The following is a 15799-nucleotide window of genomic DNA, read 5'->3' on the forward strand; positions in this document are numbered from 1 at the left end:
ACTGGTGTAAAAACGAACCGCAAAATTACGCATCTTCTGCTCATGTCAACTACATACGCTACGCTCGTTTTTGGCCTGCTTCTTGGTACCCAGCCGCTGATGGCACAGGTTCGGCTCATAACGCGCCGGGGCACCGCCCAGCTCACCCGCGACCTATCCGCCGACTGGGAACGGTCGCCCAGACCTGCCGAACTCACGGCCGAGCAGCGCGGCCCCTCCGGCGACCCCGCCTTACCCGACAACAGCTCGAATCCCGCCCCGACCGCTGTCACCGATGAGCCGCCGGGTGTCTCGAACCGCCGTCGCAAACTCCGCCTGAACCAGCGGAGGTAAGTTTGTGGGGTGTGGTCTGGTGTGTCTGTGTAGCCTGGACGTCTACGTCCGGGTGGGCGCGAAGCGACCAACAAAGCTGCCGCCTTGCGTAGTTGCCCTAACGGGCACCCGGACGTGGACCGCACCGGCGGACCGGTCCAGGCTACGCATCAGGCTACACACTGCCGAATTTCAGCCATTCCTGCGTAGTTTGTGACGAATACGACCGTTACAGAACTATGACGACAACGACCCGCCGGACGGAAGTGCTTGCCGGTATCTCTACCTTTCTGGCGACGATGTACATCATCGTTGTCAACCCCACCATTCTGAGTCAGGCGGGTTTGCCATTTAGCGGGGTACTGACAGCTACGGTGCTGCTGGCGTTTTTCTGTAGCCTGATGATGGGGCTGTATGCCCGTAACCCGATCGTCGTCGCGCCGGGTATGGGGCTGAACGCGTTCTTTACGTTCACTGCCGTCAAAGGGATGGGCATTGCACCGGAGACAGCGCTGGGGGCGGTATTCTGGGCGGGGATTATCTTTCTGGCGTTGTCTATTTTCAATATCCGGTCGGCACTGGTACGCATCATTCCGCTGCCGCTGCGCTACGCTGTTTCGGCGGGTATCGGCTTGTTTATCACGCTGATCGGCTTTCAGAACGCACACTTTATCATCGACAACCCGGCTACACTCGTCGGTGTGGCCCGGCTGAATGATCCTGTCGTACTCACATTCATTATCGGCCTGTTGCTGACCAGCGTACTCGTCGTGCGACGGGTGACGGGGGCCATTATCATCGGCATTGTGTTGACGACCCTGCTGGCCTGGCCCATCGGCCGATACTGGGGCGACGCATCGGCGGTGAACTATGGGCAGAAAACGTTGGTGAATCTGGTGTCAGTGATTGCAACTCCCGACTTTTCGCTGATCGGTAAGCTGGACTTGTGGGGATCGTTGCGGTGGTCGGTGGCCCCGGTCATCTTCGCCTTTGCCTTTACCGACCTGTTCGACAGCCTGTCGACGTTCGTGGGCGTCGCCGAAGCGGGTGACCTGATGGACGAAACTGGCGAACCGCGCAACCTGCGCCAGTCGATGCTGACCGATGCCGTGGCAACGACGCTGGCGGGTGTATTGGGCACCAGTTCGGGAACGGCTTATATCGAGTCGGCGGTGGGGATTGCGCAGGGCGGGCGCACAGGTCTGACGGCGATTGTGGCGGGTTGCTGCTTCCTGCCGTTCCTGTTCTTGTCGCCACTGCTATCCGCGATCCCGGCTATTGCAACGGCCCCGGCGGTGGTGCTGGTCGGCGCGTTTATGATGACACCCGTCGTGCGGATCAACTGGGATAAGCTTGATGATGCTATACCCGCTTTTCTGGCCCTCGTCCTGATTCCATTCAGCTATTCTATTACGCAGGGTCTGATCTGGGGTTTTCTGTCGTGGACGGTTATCAAACTGGCCGTTGGCAAATACAGCGAAGTGCCCGCTGGCCTGCTGATAGTCGACGCGTTTTGCGTCGTTTCGCTGGTAGCGGAGGGGTAAAAAAAGAGCCTGCCTGCCAAACAAGTTCGTTTGGCAGGCAGGCTATATATGATTTTGTCTCAGACAGCATCCCTGCTGTCGTAGCCGTAGGCTAACTAGGCATTGCCACGACAGCAGGGATGCTGTCTGAGACGAAAAATTAAGCAGCCGTTGCAGGTGTGCTTAGCTCATCAAGCACCATAACCAAGTGCTGAGCAATCATCTGAGCCGACCGGCCTTCGATGTGGTGCCGCTCGATGAAGTGCGCCAGCTCGCCGTCTTTAAACAGTACAATCGATGGCGACGATGGCGGGTAAGGCAGCAGGTGTTCCCGCATCCGGGCTGTAGCTTCCGTGTCACCACCGGCAAAAACCGTTAGTAGTTGATCGGGCTTAACCGGCGACGCTGCCAGCGCGGCCTTCACACCCGGACGGGCAGCACCAGCCGCGCAGCCACAAACCGAGTTGACAACCAGTAGCGTGATGCCCTGCTGATCGGCCATAGCCGTATCAACTTCTTGGGGGTAGTCAGTTCCTGAAACCCGACGCTCGTCAGGTCTTCCCGCATCGGGACAAGCAAATGAGGAGGATACATAAGTGTTTGTTAGTTGTAATGTTTGTGGTTTAAAGTTTTCGGTGCTGACTCGCATACTAGTTGCTAAAACCGTAAACCGAATGCTGCTAACCGTAAACGCTGATTACATGAAACCCAGTTCAAGTTTGGCAACTTCCGACATCAGTTCGGTTGAGTAGGGTGGGTCGAAGGTTAGTTCGACGCTAACGTCGCTAACCCCCTCGACGGCCCGTACTTTCTCTTCGATTTCGCTGGGAATCGTACCAGCCGATGGGCATGAGGGCGACGTCAGCGTCATCAGGATATACACGTTGTTGACGGGAAATATCTTGATGTCGTAAATCAGCCCCAGTTCATATACATCGACCGGGATTTCGGGGTCGTACACGCTCTTGAGCGCCAGCACGACCTGTTCCTTCAATTCTTCGTCTGTCATCACTGTACGGAATTGGCCGAATACGCCCGGCCGTAGGCTTTCATGCGTTCGATCATGGAGGCCAGACCACCCGCCCGCAGCGACGTGATCAGGTTACCCATGCCCACGCGGGGATGAAATAAAGGTCAGCCTTGGCGATGTCTTCCGGCTTTTCGTCCGACAGCACCCGGATCAGCAGGCTAATCAGCCCTTTCGACACCTGCGCTGTTGGCTCACTGTCGCCGTAAAAACGAATGGTATCGCCCTGTAATTCGGCATCGAGCCAAACTTTCGACTGACAACCCATAATGCGGTTCTCGTCGGTTTTGGCTGTTTCCGGCATCGGCGGGAGTTTCTTGCCAATGTCGATGATGTATTGCGTCTTGTCGAGTTGATCGTCGAATAAATCAAATTCGTCGATTATCTCGTCCTGTTTCTCGTTGATTGTCATCGTTATAGCTTGCCAAGTGGTCTGCTCATCGGACGCACGGCAATAATCTTTACGTTAGGCTCCTGCGTGCTGTAAACAACCCGATAGCTACCCACAAAAATTTCCCGAATGAACGAAATATGCAAATCTGGTACGATACGGCCCATTTCCGGGAACTGATCTAACAGGGCGAGTTTGCGTTCCAACTGATCAGACCAATCATCGGCCGCTGCAAAAGACTGATCAAGTAAGTATTCGTAAATGACGCGAACTTCCTCCTGCGCTGACTCTTTCCAGGTAATCATGCATTACGGTTTACTTCGGCCACCTTCTGCTGCTTTACGTCACGTAACAACTGCATAACCTGATCGTTTGGAACCTCAGCTGTTTCAAGCAGTCGGCTCTCGATCAACTTAATAAAGAGAATGCGCTCGATCAGTTCCTCGGAAGAAACTTTGTCTGGTAAGTCGCTGAGTGCGGCTAAGACCTGGTTCTTATCAAGCAAAATTTCGTCTTTGTGCATGACCAACTTCGGTTAAAGCCTTACAGCATCATTTTCTGAACCCGGCGGATGCCCTGAGCGAGCCGGTCGATTTCGTCTTTGGTGTTGTAAACGGCAAATGACGCCCGCGTAGTTCCGGCAATGCCAAAGCGATGCATCAGCGGCATGGTGCAATGGTGGCCCGTCCGGACGGCAATGCCCTGCTGATCGAGGATAACGCCCATGTCCTGATGGTGAATACCGTCCATAACGAACGATACAACGCCGATTTTCTCCCTGGCCTGACCGATGATCCGCAACCCGTCGATTTCGCTTAGTTGCTCCGTTGCATAGTGGAGTAAATCCAGCTCGTGAGCCGAAATCGCTTCCTTGCTAAGCTGACCGATATACTCGATAGCGGCTTTCACGGCTACCACATCGGCGATGTTGGGCGTGCCGGCTTCGAATTTGTAGGGGATGTCGTTGTATGTCGTCTTCTCAAACGTCACTTCACGAATCATTTCGCCACCACCCCGGTAGGGCGACATGGCTTCAAGCAGCGCCGTTTTACCATACAGCACGCCCATACCCGTCGGGCCGTAGAATTTGTGGGCTGAGCAAACAAAGAAGTCAGCGTCGAGGTCCTGCACATCGACGGTCAGGTGGGAAGACGACTGTGCTCCATCGATCAGGACAACGGCACCAACAGCGTGGGCTTTGTCGATGATCGTTTTGACCGGGTTGACCGTACCCAGCGAGTTTGACGCGTGGACGACCGACACCAGCTTCGTTTTTTCCGACAGCAGATTGTCATATTCGTCGAGCATCAGATCGCCTTGTTCATCGACCGGGATCACTTTCAGCACACAGCCGCGTTCTTCGCACAGCATCTGCCAGGGCACAATATTGGAGTGGTGCTCCATACCCGAGATAATGATCTCGTCGCCTGCGTTGAGGAACCGACGGCCATAGGCTTGCGCGACAAGGTTGATCCCATCGGTGGTACCGTAGGTGAAGATGATTTCCTGCCAGTGTTCGGCGTTCAGAAACGACTGCATCGCCCGGCGCGACGCTTCAAACGCGGCCGTAGCCTGCTCCGCCAGGTGGTGGATACCCCGGTGAATATTCGCGTTGTAGCCCTCGTAATAATTCGTCAGTGCATCGATCACGGCGCGGGGTTTCTGCGTCGTAGCGGCATTGTCAAGATAGACCAGCGGACGGTTGTTGATCTGCTGATCGAGTATGGGAAAATCCTGCCGGATTTGCTGAATATCGAGAGACGGGGCGATAGCCGTTTGCATAAGACTGTCTGGTGTTGCTGTATAAATAACAGGCTGAGCGCGGGAAAGGTGCAAAAAAATCGGGGATTAACGAATCCTAGATAGAACTCAGTTAATCCCCGTTCCTTATCATTCCTCCTGTCGTTGGAGTGACAGAAAGACAGTGTTTACTATTTCGCCAGCTTGGCCGTTACGACACCTTCGAGATAGTCGCGGATTGGCTGAATCTTGATCTGACTGAGCACGTCCTGCGCGAAGGCATACAGCAACAGCGTCCGGGCTTCGGCTTTTGGAATACCCCGCGACTGCATATAGAACAGGGCCTCGTCGTTCAGTTGGCCAGTCGTCGTGCCGTGCGAACACTTCACGTCGTCGGCGAAGATTTCGAGCTGCGGCTTGGTGTTCATCGTCGCGTTGGGCGACAGTACCACGTTCTTACACGACTGGTACGCGTTGGTTTTCTGCGCGTCGGGCCGGACGAAAATCTTACCATTAAACACGCCCGTGCCGCTGTCGTCCAGAATGCCCTTGTACAGTTCGTTGCTATACGAGTTTGGCATCGCGTGGTCGACCAGCGTATGGTTGTCGACGTGCTGACGGCCGTTCGGCATATACAGCCCATACATAAACGCTTCGGCGTACTGACCATTCAGCACAATGTTCAGGTTGTTGCGAACGAAGTTGCCGTTCAGCGTGACGGTAGCCGCGTAGAAGTGGCTGTTGTCGGTCTGATGCACCTGCGTCGTGCCGATGTGGTAGGCCTGGTTGGTTTCGTCCTGCACTTTGTAGTACTGCATCCGGGCGTCGCGTTCCAGCGAAATCTCGGTTACAATGTTGACGAAGCTGCTGTTGTCGCCCAGTGTGCGGAACGACTCGGCTATCGTGACCTCGGCGTTTTTGCCCACCAGAATCAGGTTGCGCGGCTGCGACGCCACGTTATTGTCGCGGGCATCAGAGATGAAGCGCAGAATGATCGGCTGCTCGACGGTGGTGTTGGCCGGTACCCGAATTACGACGCCGTCGCTGGCGAGGGCGGTGTTCAGAGCCGTAAACGCGCTGTCTTTGTAGTCGGCATAGGTAGCAAAGTGGCTACCAACAGCGTCGGGATCAGCTTTGATGGCGTCGGCCAGACTGCTGATCTGCACCTGCGAGGCCGGGCTAACGATATGCGACAGTTCGGGTTTGTAGTGCCCGTTGACAAAATACAGAATGTTGCCGTCGAGGTTGGGAATCTCCAGCGACGAGAGGTCGTCAGCGGTCAGTGTCGACGTCCCGTCGATGGCGAACCGCTGTTTAATCAGGCTATTGACGTTGGAATATTTCCATTCCTCGTGCCGGATGGTGGGAAAGCCAAGCTGATCGAACGCAGTCAGGGCCTGCCGCCGAACCTGGTGCAGGGCTGTCTTGCTTTCGCCATTCATGCGTTCCTCACCGGCCCGGAAGGCGGTCAGTAGCTGGTTTTTAAAATCAGTATATGATTCGTAAGTCGGAGTCATTGGTTGGTAGTTTGAAACGGCCCGTCGTAGCGGTGGTGGGTTGGGGGTCGAGTCACTACGGAGCGGATCAGGCCACTTCCGCCTTGATCCAGTCGTATCCTTTTTCTTCGAGTTCGTAGGCCAGTTCTTTCGGTCCCGACTTCACGATCCGGCCTTTATACAGTACGTGTACGAAGTCGGGTACGATATAGTCGAGCAGACGCTGATAGTGTGTAACAACGATGGTAGCCCGCTCCGGCGACCGCAGTTTGTTGACCCCTTCGGCCACAATCCGCAGTGCGTCGATGTCGAGACCCGAGTCGGTTTCGTCCAGAATCGCCAGTTTCGGTTCGAGCATGGCCATCTGGAAAATCTCGTTCCGTTTTTTCTCACCGCCCGAAAAGCCTTCGTTCAGCGACCGGCTCAGCAGCGACTGATCGATGTTGACGAGCTGCATCTTTTCCTTCATCAGTTTCAGAAACTGCACGGCGTCGAGCGGCTGCTCACCCCGGTGCTTTCTGATCTCGTTCATCGCCGTTTTCAGGAAGTTGGTCGTACTGACGCCCGGAATCTCGACCGGATACTGGAATGCCAGAAAGATACCTTCAGCGGCCCGTTCTTCGGGAGCCATGTCCAGCAGATCCTTACCGTCGAACAATACGCTGCCTCCCGTTACTTCATAGTCTGACCGACCAGCCAGTACGGATGCCAGTGTGCTTTTACCGGCCCCGTTGGGACCCATAATTGCGTGAACCTCACCGGCTTTAACTTCCAGGTCAAGTCCTTTTAATATCTGCTTTTCGCCGATAGCGGCCTGTAAATTACTGATGGATAACATAATAGGTTGTAGCGTGTACGGCCAAACAAAGCCGCAAAGTTAGCAGACGAAACGGTATCTGCCTTTCAAGGACAACAAAATAGGGGTCTTAAAAGTTGACGGCCATCCAGCTATTTAGAACATCTCTATAGAGAAAGGAAAAAAGAGTGAGCGTATGACTCTGACGATCGCTTGCAGGCTATGGCGTCGCGGTATACGCATCAGTCAAAAAAGCGTACATTAACCGCCCGGCCTGCTTACTAACGGCGACCGGCTAGTGCATGGATAAGCAACAACAAACCACAGGGCGAGAATCGACAAAAACAGTGTATTCGCCTGATTCAGAGAAATTTGCTATTAACGTGTCATCGGAGATAGGCCGGCTCCGGCGGCTGCTGATTCACAGTCCCGACCGGGGGCTGGGCAAAGTGGTACCCTCAAAAGCGCAGGACTGGCTGTTTGAAGACATCGTTCATCTTGATATGATGCGCCGGGACGAGTACGATTATTACGTCAATCTATTGTTGTATTTTCTCGAACCCGACACCGTACGCGGGCGGGTCGATACGCTGGGGAGCACGACCGGTCGTTCTTCAAACCCGACAGTCCCGATTATTTTCGGTCTACGGCGGTCATCGATATTCAGTGGTTACTGTCGGATATACTGGCCGACGAAACGATCCGGACGCGGCTGATTGCGGCCATCTGCGGCATCGAACGAACGTCGTTTCGGACCCAGCAGCAACTCACGCAGCTTGACCCGATGGAACTGGCGAAAGTGATGATTTCGGGGTCGATGCCTGACCTGACGATGCTGTTTGCGCCCCTGCCCAACTTTATTTTTACCCGCGACATTGGTATCGTCATCGGCGATCATATTCTGTTGAACAAGCCTGCCAAATCGGCCCGGACGCGCGAAGCTCTGCTGGCGCAGTACATCTTTTTCAACCATCCGCTGTTTGCCCCGTACCGCGACAAGATCATCGAAATACCGGACAACGAACACGCCTTTCTGCTGGCCGATGCCGATATAAACCGCGACCTGACCCGCTCGACGCTGGAAGGGGGCGACGTGATGATGATTGCCCCGCGCCACCTGCTCGTAGGCGTCAGCGAACGCACGACCCTGTATGCCGCCCAACAGGTCATGCGGTTGGTGTTCGACCGCGATCTGGTCGATACGCTGACGATTATCAGAATTCCGAAGAAGCGCGATTACATGCACATCGACACCGTGTTTACCCAGGTGAGCCGCAATACGTGGGTGGTGCTGGGTTCGCTGGCCCGCACCGGCGACGAAACCCGCAAGCGTGATGTGCTCCACTTTTTCGCGGCTAAAGATTTGTCGGAAGAGCTGAAGATTCTCCAGTTTACGAAAGGGCAGGAACAACGACCCGTCGAGATCGAGAATCTGGAAGACTTGCTCAGCAGCATCAGTCGTAGCGAGCTGGGCGCTACCGAACCCATCCGGTTTATTTATTCGGGCAATAACGAATTTCCGTTTGGTGCCCGCGAGCAGTGGACCGACTCGTGTAACCTGCTCGCGTTGAAAGACGGCGTTGTGGTGGGCTACGACCGCAACGACAAAACGGCCGAAGCCTTCCGGGAAGCCGGTTTCGATGTAGTGGGTGCGGCAGCTTTGTTGCAGCGATTTGAGCGCGGAGAATCGTCGCCGGAAACGATCGAAAAAACGTTTATTATGCTGCCATCAGCGGAACTGAGCCGGGCGCGGGGCGGGTCGCACTGCATGAGCTTACCGTTGCTCCGCGATGCAATCTGATCGGTAAAGGCGGGTGCAGTGGCGGAAAGAGACGCCTTTTACGTACTTTTAAGCCGGAAGCTGGTCTGCCAGTTACACCAGTCCGGCACAACTGATCTACTTGTTTACCCCCGTTATGCAATCACAGGCAACGTCTACCATTCTCATGATTCGCCCGGTTCGGTTCGGGTTTAATGATCAAACGGCCGATTCCAATACGTTTCAGGACAGCGAGATAGCCGCGCAAACGAAAGACGTTGCCCAAAACGACGCCCGGCAGGAATTTGACGACATGGTTCAGCAGTTAAGGGCCAGCGGGGTTGAGGTGCTGGTGTACGATGACACCGACGAACCCTACACGCCCGACTCCATTTTTCCGAACAATTGGGTCTCGTTTCACGCCAGTGGCAAAGTTGTGCTGTATCCGATGCTGGCTGAAAACCGCCGGGCCGAACGGCGGCAGGAGATTATCGACGATCTGGCCAAGACATACCACGTTTCCCGCGTCGTCGACCTGACGCACTTCGAGCAGGAAGGTAAGTTTCTGGAAGGCACCGGTAGCCTGGTGTTCGACCGCATGAACCGCGTTGCGTTCGCCTGTCTGTCGCCCCGGACAGATGCCGCTGTATTGGCCGAATTTGCTGCGCAGACGGGTTACAGAACGGTTTCGTTCGACGCCGTAGACGCCAACGGAACCCCAATCTATCACACCAATGTGCTGATGTCGATCGGTGATACGTTCGCCATCATCTGCCTATCGGCCATCCCCGACCCCGACGAGCGGCTGATGGTGCGGCAGGAACTGGAGTCGCTGGGCAAGCGCGTGGTCGATATTACGATGGACCAGATGGCGCATTTTGCGGGCAACGTGTTGCAGGTGAAAACTAACAAGGGCCGCAAACTGCTGGTCATGTCGACGCAGGCTTACAAAGCATTCACGAAGCAGCAGATCAGCCTGCTCAACGAGTACGCAACGCCCATGCATTTCGACCTGCATGTGATCGAAGGCAACGGGGGCGGCTCAGCCCGCTGCATGATGGCCGAAGTACATCTCCCTTTGAAATAGAAGTTATAAAGTTATAGAGTCGTAGAGTTGTAAAGTTGCTACCGCGTCAGTCCATCCGGCGTCAGCCAGGACGCGCCAGCAACTTCACAACCCTACGACTCTATAACTTTACAACTATATTATCTTTTTTGTTTGCACATACAAATGTTATGCATAGCTTTGTACCACGCAAGCAGCAAATACGGATATGGACGTAGTGAGTGAATGCAAAGTTGGGAGTGGAGAGAAGAGCGGAACCCGGTTCAGTGCCTGTCTGCTTTTTTCGGCAAACGCACTGGCGCGGGCAATCACGGCCATCGGCGATGAAGAGTTTGGTCGGGTGGGGCTGTCGTATTCGCACGCCTACCTGCTGTCGGAAGTAATCAGTCAGCCGGGCATTACGCCCTCTGAATTAAGTGATACGCTGTACCTGACGCCATCAACGATCACGCGGCTGGTGGAAAAACTGGAGCAGAAGCAACTCGTCCGGCGGGAGTCGGAAGGTAAGAAAACGCTGATCCAGCCAACTAAAGCAGGTGAAGCGCTCCAGGCGGATATCAACGAAGCCTGGGGTCGGGTGGGGCAACGGTACGCAGCGGCCATCGGTGAAACGAATGTCTGTCAGTTAACCAAGCAGGTGTTTCAGGCGGCAAAAGCGTTGACCGGTGATGAATAGCTGGTAAGCAGATGGCTTATCGACTTGTGAAATTTTGTATGTGCAAACAACTAAACCAGTAGGCAACCATGAAACAGGACAACAAAATCATTACGATGTTAGCAGGATCGTGCGATCAGAGCGTACGAAACCTATGTCGTTCACTCGCTGAAGAAGGCGTTTCGGCCATCGTTCGGCAGAAAGAAAGCACGCTCGACGAGCCAATAGAAGAGAGTAAACACTGGTCGGGGCAACCGGGACAGGACATGTTTTTCAACAACTGGAAACTCCTGTTTTAATCATTAAATCGCCGGACAACATCCGGCGATTTTCGTTTGCGGCAAACATTGCTCTCCCGCCGTTCGTCTATAAACTGTTCTATCAGTTTTATGAAACACGGTATTGATACTATGGGTATTAAACGAGCAGTAATTACAGGGGCTAATTCGGGTATTGGCCTGGCTACGGCGAAAGCGCTGGCCGTTCGGTCGTTTGATCTGGTGCTGATCTGTCGAAACGAAAAGCGGGGACAAGCTGCATTGGCTGATGTAAAAGCCGCAAATCCAAACGTGCAGGTTGATCTGATAACGGCCGATTTGGGGGATCTAAACTCCGTTCGGCAGGCAGCGGCCGACATTCGGAAACGTTACGACCGACTCGACGTGTTGCTCAACAACGCAGGCTACACACCGGCATCGATCGAGTTTGCCCCCGATGGTACGGAGTTGTCGTTTTTCTCCAGCCACGTTGGGCACTTCGTCCTGACGCACGAGCTGCTCGATCTGATGAAGAAGACGGCGGCTAGAACAGGCGACGTGCGGATTATCAATCTCTCGTCGGCTGCGCATGCGTTCGGCAGTAAGGCCCGCTTCTTCCGCCACATCGACAACCTCTCGACCTGGGCCGCCTATGGCGATGATAAGCTGGCGAATGTACTGTTTACGAAAGGGTTGGCCACCCATCTGTCCGGCACTGGCATAACGGCTTATTCGGTGCATCCGGGCGCAGTGCGAACCAGTTTCGGCAGCGACACGCCCGGGTTTATCGGGCAGGCACTCAAACTGGCAGGTCCTCTGATGCGATCACCGGAAAAGGGTGCCCAGACGTCCGTTTTTCTGGCTTCGGCCCCACTCAAAACGATTGGTGAATCGAACAACGGTGCTTATTTCGCCGACAGCCGCCCGAAGAAGACGGCAAACCGCGACGTCACCGACGCCAACGCCGAATGGCTGTGGACAAAGTCAATGGCCTATGTGGAGGAGGTTTGATTTTGGGTTCAAGGTTTGAGGTTCAAGGTTTAAAGTCTAATGTTCAAGGTCTAAGGTTGGTCAACGTTGAACCTCAAACCTTAAACTTCAAACCTGAAACCTGCACCGCACAAAAATGGCGGGAGCCAGACAGCCACCGCCATTTTAAAACCCACTCTATGAGAATAGTTTGTCTGAATCAGCGTCGTCGGCCGAGCGGATACAGATAGCTCAGGGTGGCTTCCGTGTAGAGAGCACTGGAACGGGCCTCGCTGCCTGCCGGTGTCGTGCTGGTTAGCTGATAGCGTCCCCGCACATCAAGACCAATATGGCCCGGCCCGGTACGAACGGCCAGACCGACCCCGGCTGCTGCCCCGTAACTAAGCCGCTGCTCGTCGCGGTCGAACGGTATTTTTAAGCCATTTACACTGTTACTCGTTTCATACGCACTGTACGGACCGGCATTGATATACACCTGAGTACCCGTAACGGGACCAAACGATAGCCGGGCCAGCAACGGTACAACAACCTGATCGACGGCCGACCGGGCGATGCCGTTTCCCAGAAACCGGCTTCGGAAGGCGGTACGGCTATAGTTTACTTCGGGTTGAAACTGCACCCGTCCACTACCCACCACCAGCATCACGCCACCGATAAAGTCCGTTCCGGCGGAATACCGGTTGTTTCCCGTCAGAACGGGCGTCAGCACACCACCCCGCGCCCCGATGCGTACCCGTGTCCGCTCGGAGATGTGCACAACAGGCATCGCAGCTTCCTCAGTCCGGCTGTCAGTTTCGACGGGCGCAGGCGCTGATTCCGGGCGCGGCTGCCCGACAACAGGCTGTTTTTGCTTCGTCACCGGTTTGACCCCGGTCGATCGGTGACTGATGCCGTTGTATTGATCGTACAAAGCCTGCTGCCGGTTGGGCGGAGCCGATTGCCCCAGCACCGAAACGGTGGTCAGACCTGTTAGAACTAGTGCCGACAAATTGGTGTGCCAGAACGGATTCATAAATCGGTAGTGTAAGTTTAGCGGATAAGCGAATGGAACTGACTAATGTCTGAGTAAGCGGTCGTTGGTTGAGCTTACGGCGTTTACGGCTGTCGCGTTCGGTCGATGGCGAGTTGAACGGCAGCTGCCGCGTTGAGCAAACCACCCGTCTGACTCAGGGTACTGAACGGCGTCAGATCGCCCGAACGGCCGGGGCGATTTACCACCAGCGTGGGGCGGTGTGTGCTTTCCCGCAGGATGTTACAAACCTGAACGGCTGTCAACTGCGGGAAATAAGAGCGAATCAGGGCCGCGACCCCCGCCACGTGCGGAGCGGACATACTCGTTCCCGAAAAAACGGCGTATTGGTTGTGCGGTACGGTTGAGTTGATATCGGTGCCCGGCGCAAACAGATCAACCTGATTCAGGCTGTAGTTAGACGACGAAGCCGCTAGCCGATTATTCAGGTATCGGGTGCTGTTCCCAACGGTCAGTACGTTGGGGGCGCGTCGGCCCTGCTCGTCGGTAGCTGAGGGATAATTGGTTGTTTTGTCGAGGTCTTCGCCGTTGTTGCCAGCCGCGTGAACAATGATTACGTCGTGATCGAGGGCGTAGCGAATGGCGGCATCAACCTGCTCTTTAAACGGCGACAAGCGCTTGCCGAAACTCATATTCAACACTTTCGCCCCATTGTCGACGGCGTACCGAATGCCGTTGGCGATGTCTTTATCGCGTTCATCGCCGTTGGCCGGAACCACCGCTACCGACATAATCCGGACATTGTCGGCCACCCCGTCGATACCGATACCATTGCCACGAGTGGCCCCGATGATACCCGCCACGTGGCTACCGTGCAGCCCCAGTTCGGCTGACTTACCGATTACAACCGCCGGGTTACCATAGTAGCGTTCGGTTAAATCTGCCGGATTGTCGCCAACCGACTGCCGGGCGTTATAGGCTGGATTGTACGCAATCAGGGCTTCGCCACCGGCAATGAGCATGAACCGATCGAAGTGTTGCCGCACCAGATTCAGGTAATTGGCAAACGAACCGTAGGGCGGCTGATAAGCACGGGCCAACGTTTGCCGAACCGCTACAGCTACGGAGTCGGTGCCGATGTTTGCCGAGCGAATGGCGGCTTGAGACGTGACCGAGTCGGGCAGGAGCGTGGCCAGTTGATTGGCGGTTTGCCAAAACCGGGCCGTGTCGGTGAAGGCCAGCAACTGGGGCAGGGCGGCTTTGTAGCGGGGTAAAAACAGCTTCTTAGCCTGCTGGTAAGTATCGTACTGCCGTTGCTCCGTTGGCGATAGCGACGCCCGGTTTGCGTTGTCGTATTTACCGCGCAGCAGCAGGTAGGTCTGCGTAATCTCGGGCTGATCGTACTCGTAAGTCGTGCCGTCGGGAGCACCCAGAAAATTCCAGCCGTGCACATCATCGACGTAGCCGTTTTTATCGTCGTCGGTGCCGTTGCCCGGCTGTTCATTCGGATTTGTCCAAAGTACGGACCGCAGATCGGGGTGCTCAAGGTCGACGCCCGAATCGAGGACACCCACCGTAACGGGCACAGACGGGCGGCCTTTTAGCAGATCATACGCTTTGTTCAGGCTGATGCCCGCAACAGAATCGGCCTTCGGGTCGAGGTACGGCCAGTCAGTGGCGTTGATCCGCGTCTGCGCCGATAGTAGGGCCGGGGTTAGCAGGTACCAGCAAACCGCAACCAGGCCGATACCGTATCGTTTCATGGCAAAAGGGGCGTTGTTAGTTTTATGAATAGAGGTACGAGGTAAACGTCTATACAACGTACTGACGGGTCCTGCTCGTGTATGTAACCGTTTCTCCAGCAGTTTTCCGCTCTATTGGATAGAGTGGTATAGTTCGCTAGCGGCATATAGCAGGACTACAACCCATAAACCAATAGATGGGTCTATACGGAAAAAAATGAATTGACTTTTGTATGAACCGGATTACGCTCCTGCTGTTTGTGCTGCTGAATACACTCGCCTGTCAGTCAACGAAGGATCTGATTGCGCCCGGTGCGGGGCTGATTGGGTCGTGGCAATACGTGGAGCGGGGCTATTCACCGGGTGCGGGCTATATCGTCGATCAGATACCCCGAAAACCTATTCAGCGGATCGATTTTTTGGCAGATAATACGGTACTGACCTCGAAAATCGATGATCAGTTCTTCTCGTCAGCTCGTACATACCGCATCGATTCATTACAGCGAGGAGCAGTACGTGTGGCTTACGTGTCGCTGTTCGATGCAGCAGGTAAATTGCTTGGTTTGCAGATGGGGGTAGGTATTCGCAACGACACACTCCGGTTGTCACCACCCTGTATCGAAGGATGCCATTCCGCATTTGTGCGGCTACGCAACTAGCTGAACATGTCTTTGTGAAACACGACCCCCGTACCGCGCAATGTCACTTTGCCCGTTGACGGATCAACAACCGTGCAGCTGATTTCGGCCGTGTGTCGGCGCGTGTCGATGGATTCACACTTGAACCGCGCTTCGTACGACGTGTCGGGGTACATAGGCCGGACAAATTCCAGTAACTGCGACAGGTGCACCCCACCCGTTCCGCCGAAATCGCGCCCAAACACTTTAGCAAATACGCTGGCACTCAGCATTCCGTGCATGATCGGGCGTTTGAACGGCGTCTGCGCAGCATACTCCGCATCGAGGTGGAGCGGATTATCGTCGCCGGTTAGTTCGGCAAACCGCCGGACGTCGTCCTGCGAGAACTGGTATTCGTGGCTGTACGTATCGCCCGGTTGCATGTGAGTAGGGGAGGC

The 15799-nt window shown here is 55.1% G+C and carries 16 protein-coding genes and 3 pseudogenes; 8 read left to right on the forward strand and 11 right to left on the reverse strand.

The genetic code is table 11. The features are described 5' to 3' along the window. The first annotated feature begins 42 nt into the window (after window positions 1-42). Both HH216_RS11140 and HH216_RS11145 read left to right on the forward strand, forming a co-directional pair. Window positions 43-333, forward strand: coding sequence for a hypothetical protein (locus HH216_RS11140; protein ID WP_169550885.1), 291 nt, complete (start codon window positions 43-45; stop codon window positions 331-333). Between the two features lie 218 nt (window positions 334-551). Continuing rightward, on the forward strand, window positions 552-1856 hold the full coding sequence (locus HH216_RS11145; RefSeq protein WP_169550886.1) for an NCS2 family permease: 1305 nt from the start codon (window positions 552-554) through the stop codon (window positions 1854-1856). Window positions 1857-1995: 139 nt separating this feature from the next. On the opposite strand, the pseudogene HH216_RS11150 reads toward HH216_RS11145, so the two are convergent. The 8 genes and pseudogenes from HH216_RS11150 to sufC form a co-directional block, all read right to left on the reverse strand. Next, window positions 1996-2429: pseudogene (locus HH216_RS11150) on the reverse strand (BrxA/BrxB family bacilliredoxin). A 103-nt stretch (window positions 2430-2532) separates the two neighbouring features. Beyond that, window positions 2533-2844, reverse strand: coding sequence for a DUF59 domain-containing protein (locus HH216_RS11155; RefSeq protein ID WP_169550887.1), 312 nt, complete (start codon window positions 2842-2844; stop codon window positions 2533-2535). Further along, a pseudogene (locus tag HH216_RS11160) lies at window positions 2844-3274 on the reverse strand (SufE family protein). Before HH216_RS11160 ends, HH216_RS11155 begins: the two are co-directional and overlap by 1 nt. Before the next feature lie 2 nt (window positions 3275-3276). Beyond that, entirely contained in the window at window positions 3277-3558 is a 282-nt protein-coding gene (locus HH216_RS11165; RefSeq protein ID WP_169550888.1) for a type II toxin-antitoxin system RelE/ParE family toxin, read from the reverse strand. Further along, window positions 3555-3776 (reverse strand): phospholipase D-like domain-containing protein, encoded by a 222-nt coding sequence (locus HH216_RS11170; RefSeq protein WP_169550889.1) that lies wholly within the window; start codon window positions 3774-3776, stop codon window positions 3555-3557. The genes HH216_RS11165 and HH216_RS11170 overlap by 4 nt, the downstream gene beginning before the upstream one ends. Before the next feature lie 20 nt (window positions 3777-3796). Then, window positions 3797-5035 carry a cysteine desulfurase gene (locus HH216_RS11175; RefSeq protein WP_169550890.1) on the reverse strand — a complete coding sequence of 413 codons (1239 nt, stop codon included), beginning with the start codon at window positions 5033-5035 and terminating at the stop codon, window positions 3797-3799. 149 nt (window positions 5036-5184) lie between these two features. Then, entirely contained in the window at window positions 5185-6510 is a 1326-nt protein-coding gene (sufD, locus tag HH216_RS11180) for a Fe-S cluster assembly protein SufD (protein ID WP_169550891.1), read from the reverse strand. Between the two features lie 67 nt (window positions 6511-6577). Beyond that, a complete protein-coding gene (gene sufC / locus HH216_RS11185) occupies window positions 6578-7327 on the reverse strand; it encodes a Fe-S cluster assembly ATPase SufC (protein ID WP_169550892.1) in 750 nt (249 codons plus the stop codon). A 260-nt stretch (window positions 7328-7587) separates the two neighbouring features. On the opposite strand from sufC, the pseudogene HH216_RS11190 reads away from it, so the two are divergent. The 5 genes and pseudogenes from HH216_RS11190 to HH216_RS11210 all read left to right on the forward strand — a co-directional run bounded on the left by HH216_RS11190 (window position 7588) and on the right by HH216_RS11210 (window position 12033). Then, window positions 7588-9086 (forward strand): annotated as a pseudogene (locus HH216_RS11190) (arginine deiminase family protein). 115 nt (window positions 9087-9201) lie between these two features. After that, window positions 9202-10131 carry a citrulline utilization hydrolase CtlX gene (gene ctlX / locus HH216_RS11195; protein ID WP_169550893.1) on the forward strand — a complete coding sequence of 310 codons (930 nt, stop codon included), beginning with the start codon at window positions 9202-9204 and terminating at the stop codon, window positions 10129-10131. Window positions 10132-10318: 187 nt separating this feature from the next. Continuing rightward, the gene (locus HH216_RS11200; RefSeq protein ID WP_169550894.1) at window positions 10319-10786 is read left to right on the forward strand and encodes a MarR family winged helix-turn-helix transcriptional regulator; all 468 of its coding nucleotides are present in this window, start codon (window positions 10319-10321) and stop codon (window positions 10784-10786) included. A 68-nt stretch (window positions 10787-10854) separates the two neighbouring features. Continuing rightward, window positions 10855-11064, forward strand: coding sequence for a hypothetical protein (locus HH216_RS11205; protein ID WP_169550895.1), 210 nt, complete (start codon window positions 10855-10857; stop codon window positions 11062-11064). A gap of 111 nt (window positions 11065-11175) precedes the next feature. Beyond that, entirely contained in the window at window positions 11176-12033 is an 858-nt protein-coding gene (locus HH216_RS11210; RefSeq protein ID WP_169550896.1) for an SDR family NAD(P)-dependent oxidoreductase, read from the forward strand. 178 nt (window positions 12034-12211) lie between these two features. Here the strand turns inward: HH216_RS11210 and HH216_RS11215 are convergent, their stop codons facing one another. Next, window positions 12212-13024 carry a porin family protein gene (locus HH216_RS11215; RefSeq protein ID WP_169550897.1) on the reverse strand — a complete coding sequence of 271 codons (813 nt, stop codon included), beginning with the start codon at window positions 13022-13024 and terminating at the stop codon, window positions 12212-12214. Between the two features lie 83 nt (window positions 13025-13107). Further along, window positions 13108-14745: a S8 family peptidase gene (locus tag HH216_RS11220; protein ID WP_169550898.1), complete on the reverse strand. Its 1638-nt coding sequence runs from the start codon at window positions 14743-14745 to the stop codon at window positions 13108-13110. A 212-nt stretch (window positions 14746-14957) separates the two neighbouring features. On the opposite strand from HH216_RS11220, the gene HH216_RS11225 reads away from it, so the two are divergent. Then, window positions 14958-15383, forward strand: coding sequence for a type 1 periplasmic-binding domain-containing protein (locus HH216_RS11225; protein WP_169550899.1), 426 nt, complete (start codon window positions 14958-14960; stop codon window positions 15381-15383). On the opposite strand, the gene HH216_RS11230 is transcribed toward HH216_RS11225, so the two are convergent. Continuing rightward, the gene (locus HH216_RS11230; RefSeq protein ID WP_169550900.1) at window positions 15380-15784 is read right to left on the reverse strand and encodes a MaoC family dehydratase; all 405 of its coding nucleotides are present in this window, start codon (window positions 15782-15784) and stop codon (window positions 15380-15382) included. The two genes, HH216_RS11225 and HH216_RS11230, sit on opposite strands and share 4 nt — an antisense overlap. Window positions 15785-15799 lie beyond the last annotated feature (15 nt).

The sequence above is a fragment of the Spirosoma rhododendri genome (assembly GCF_012849055.1).
Classification (GTDB): Bacteria; Bacteroidota; Bacteroidia; order Cytophagales; family Spirosomataceae; genus Spirosoma; species Spirosoma rhododendri.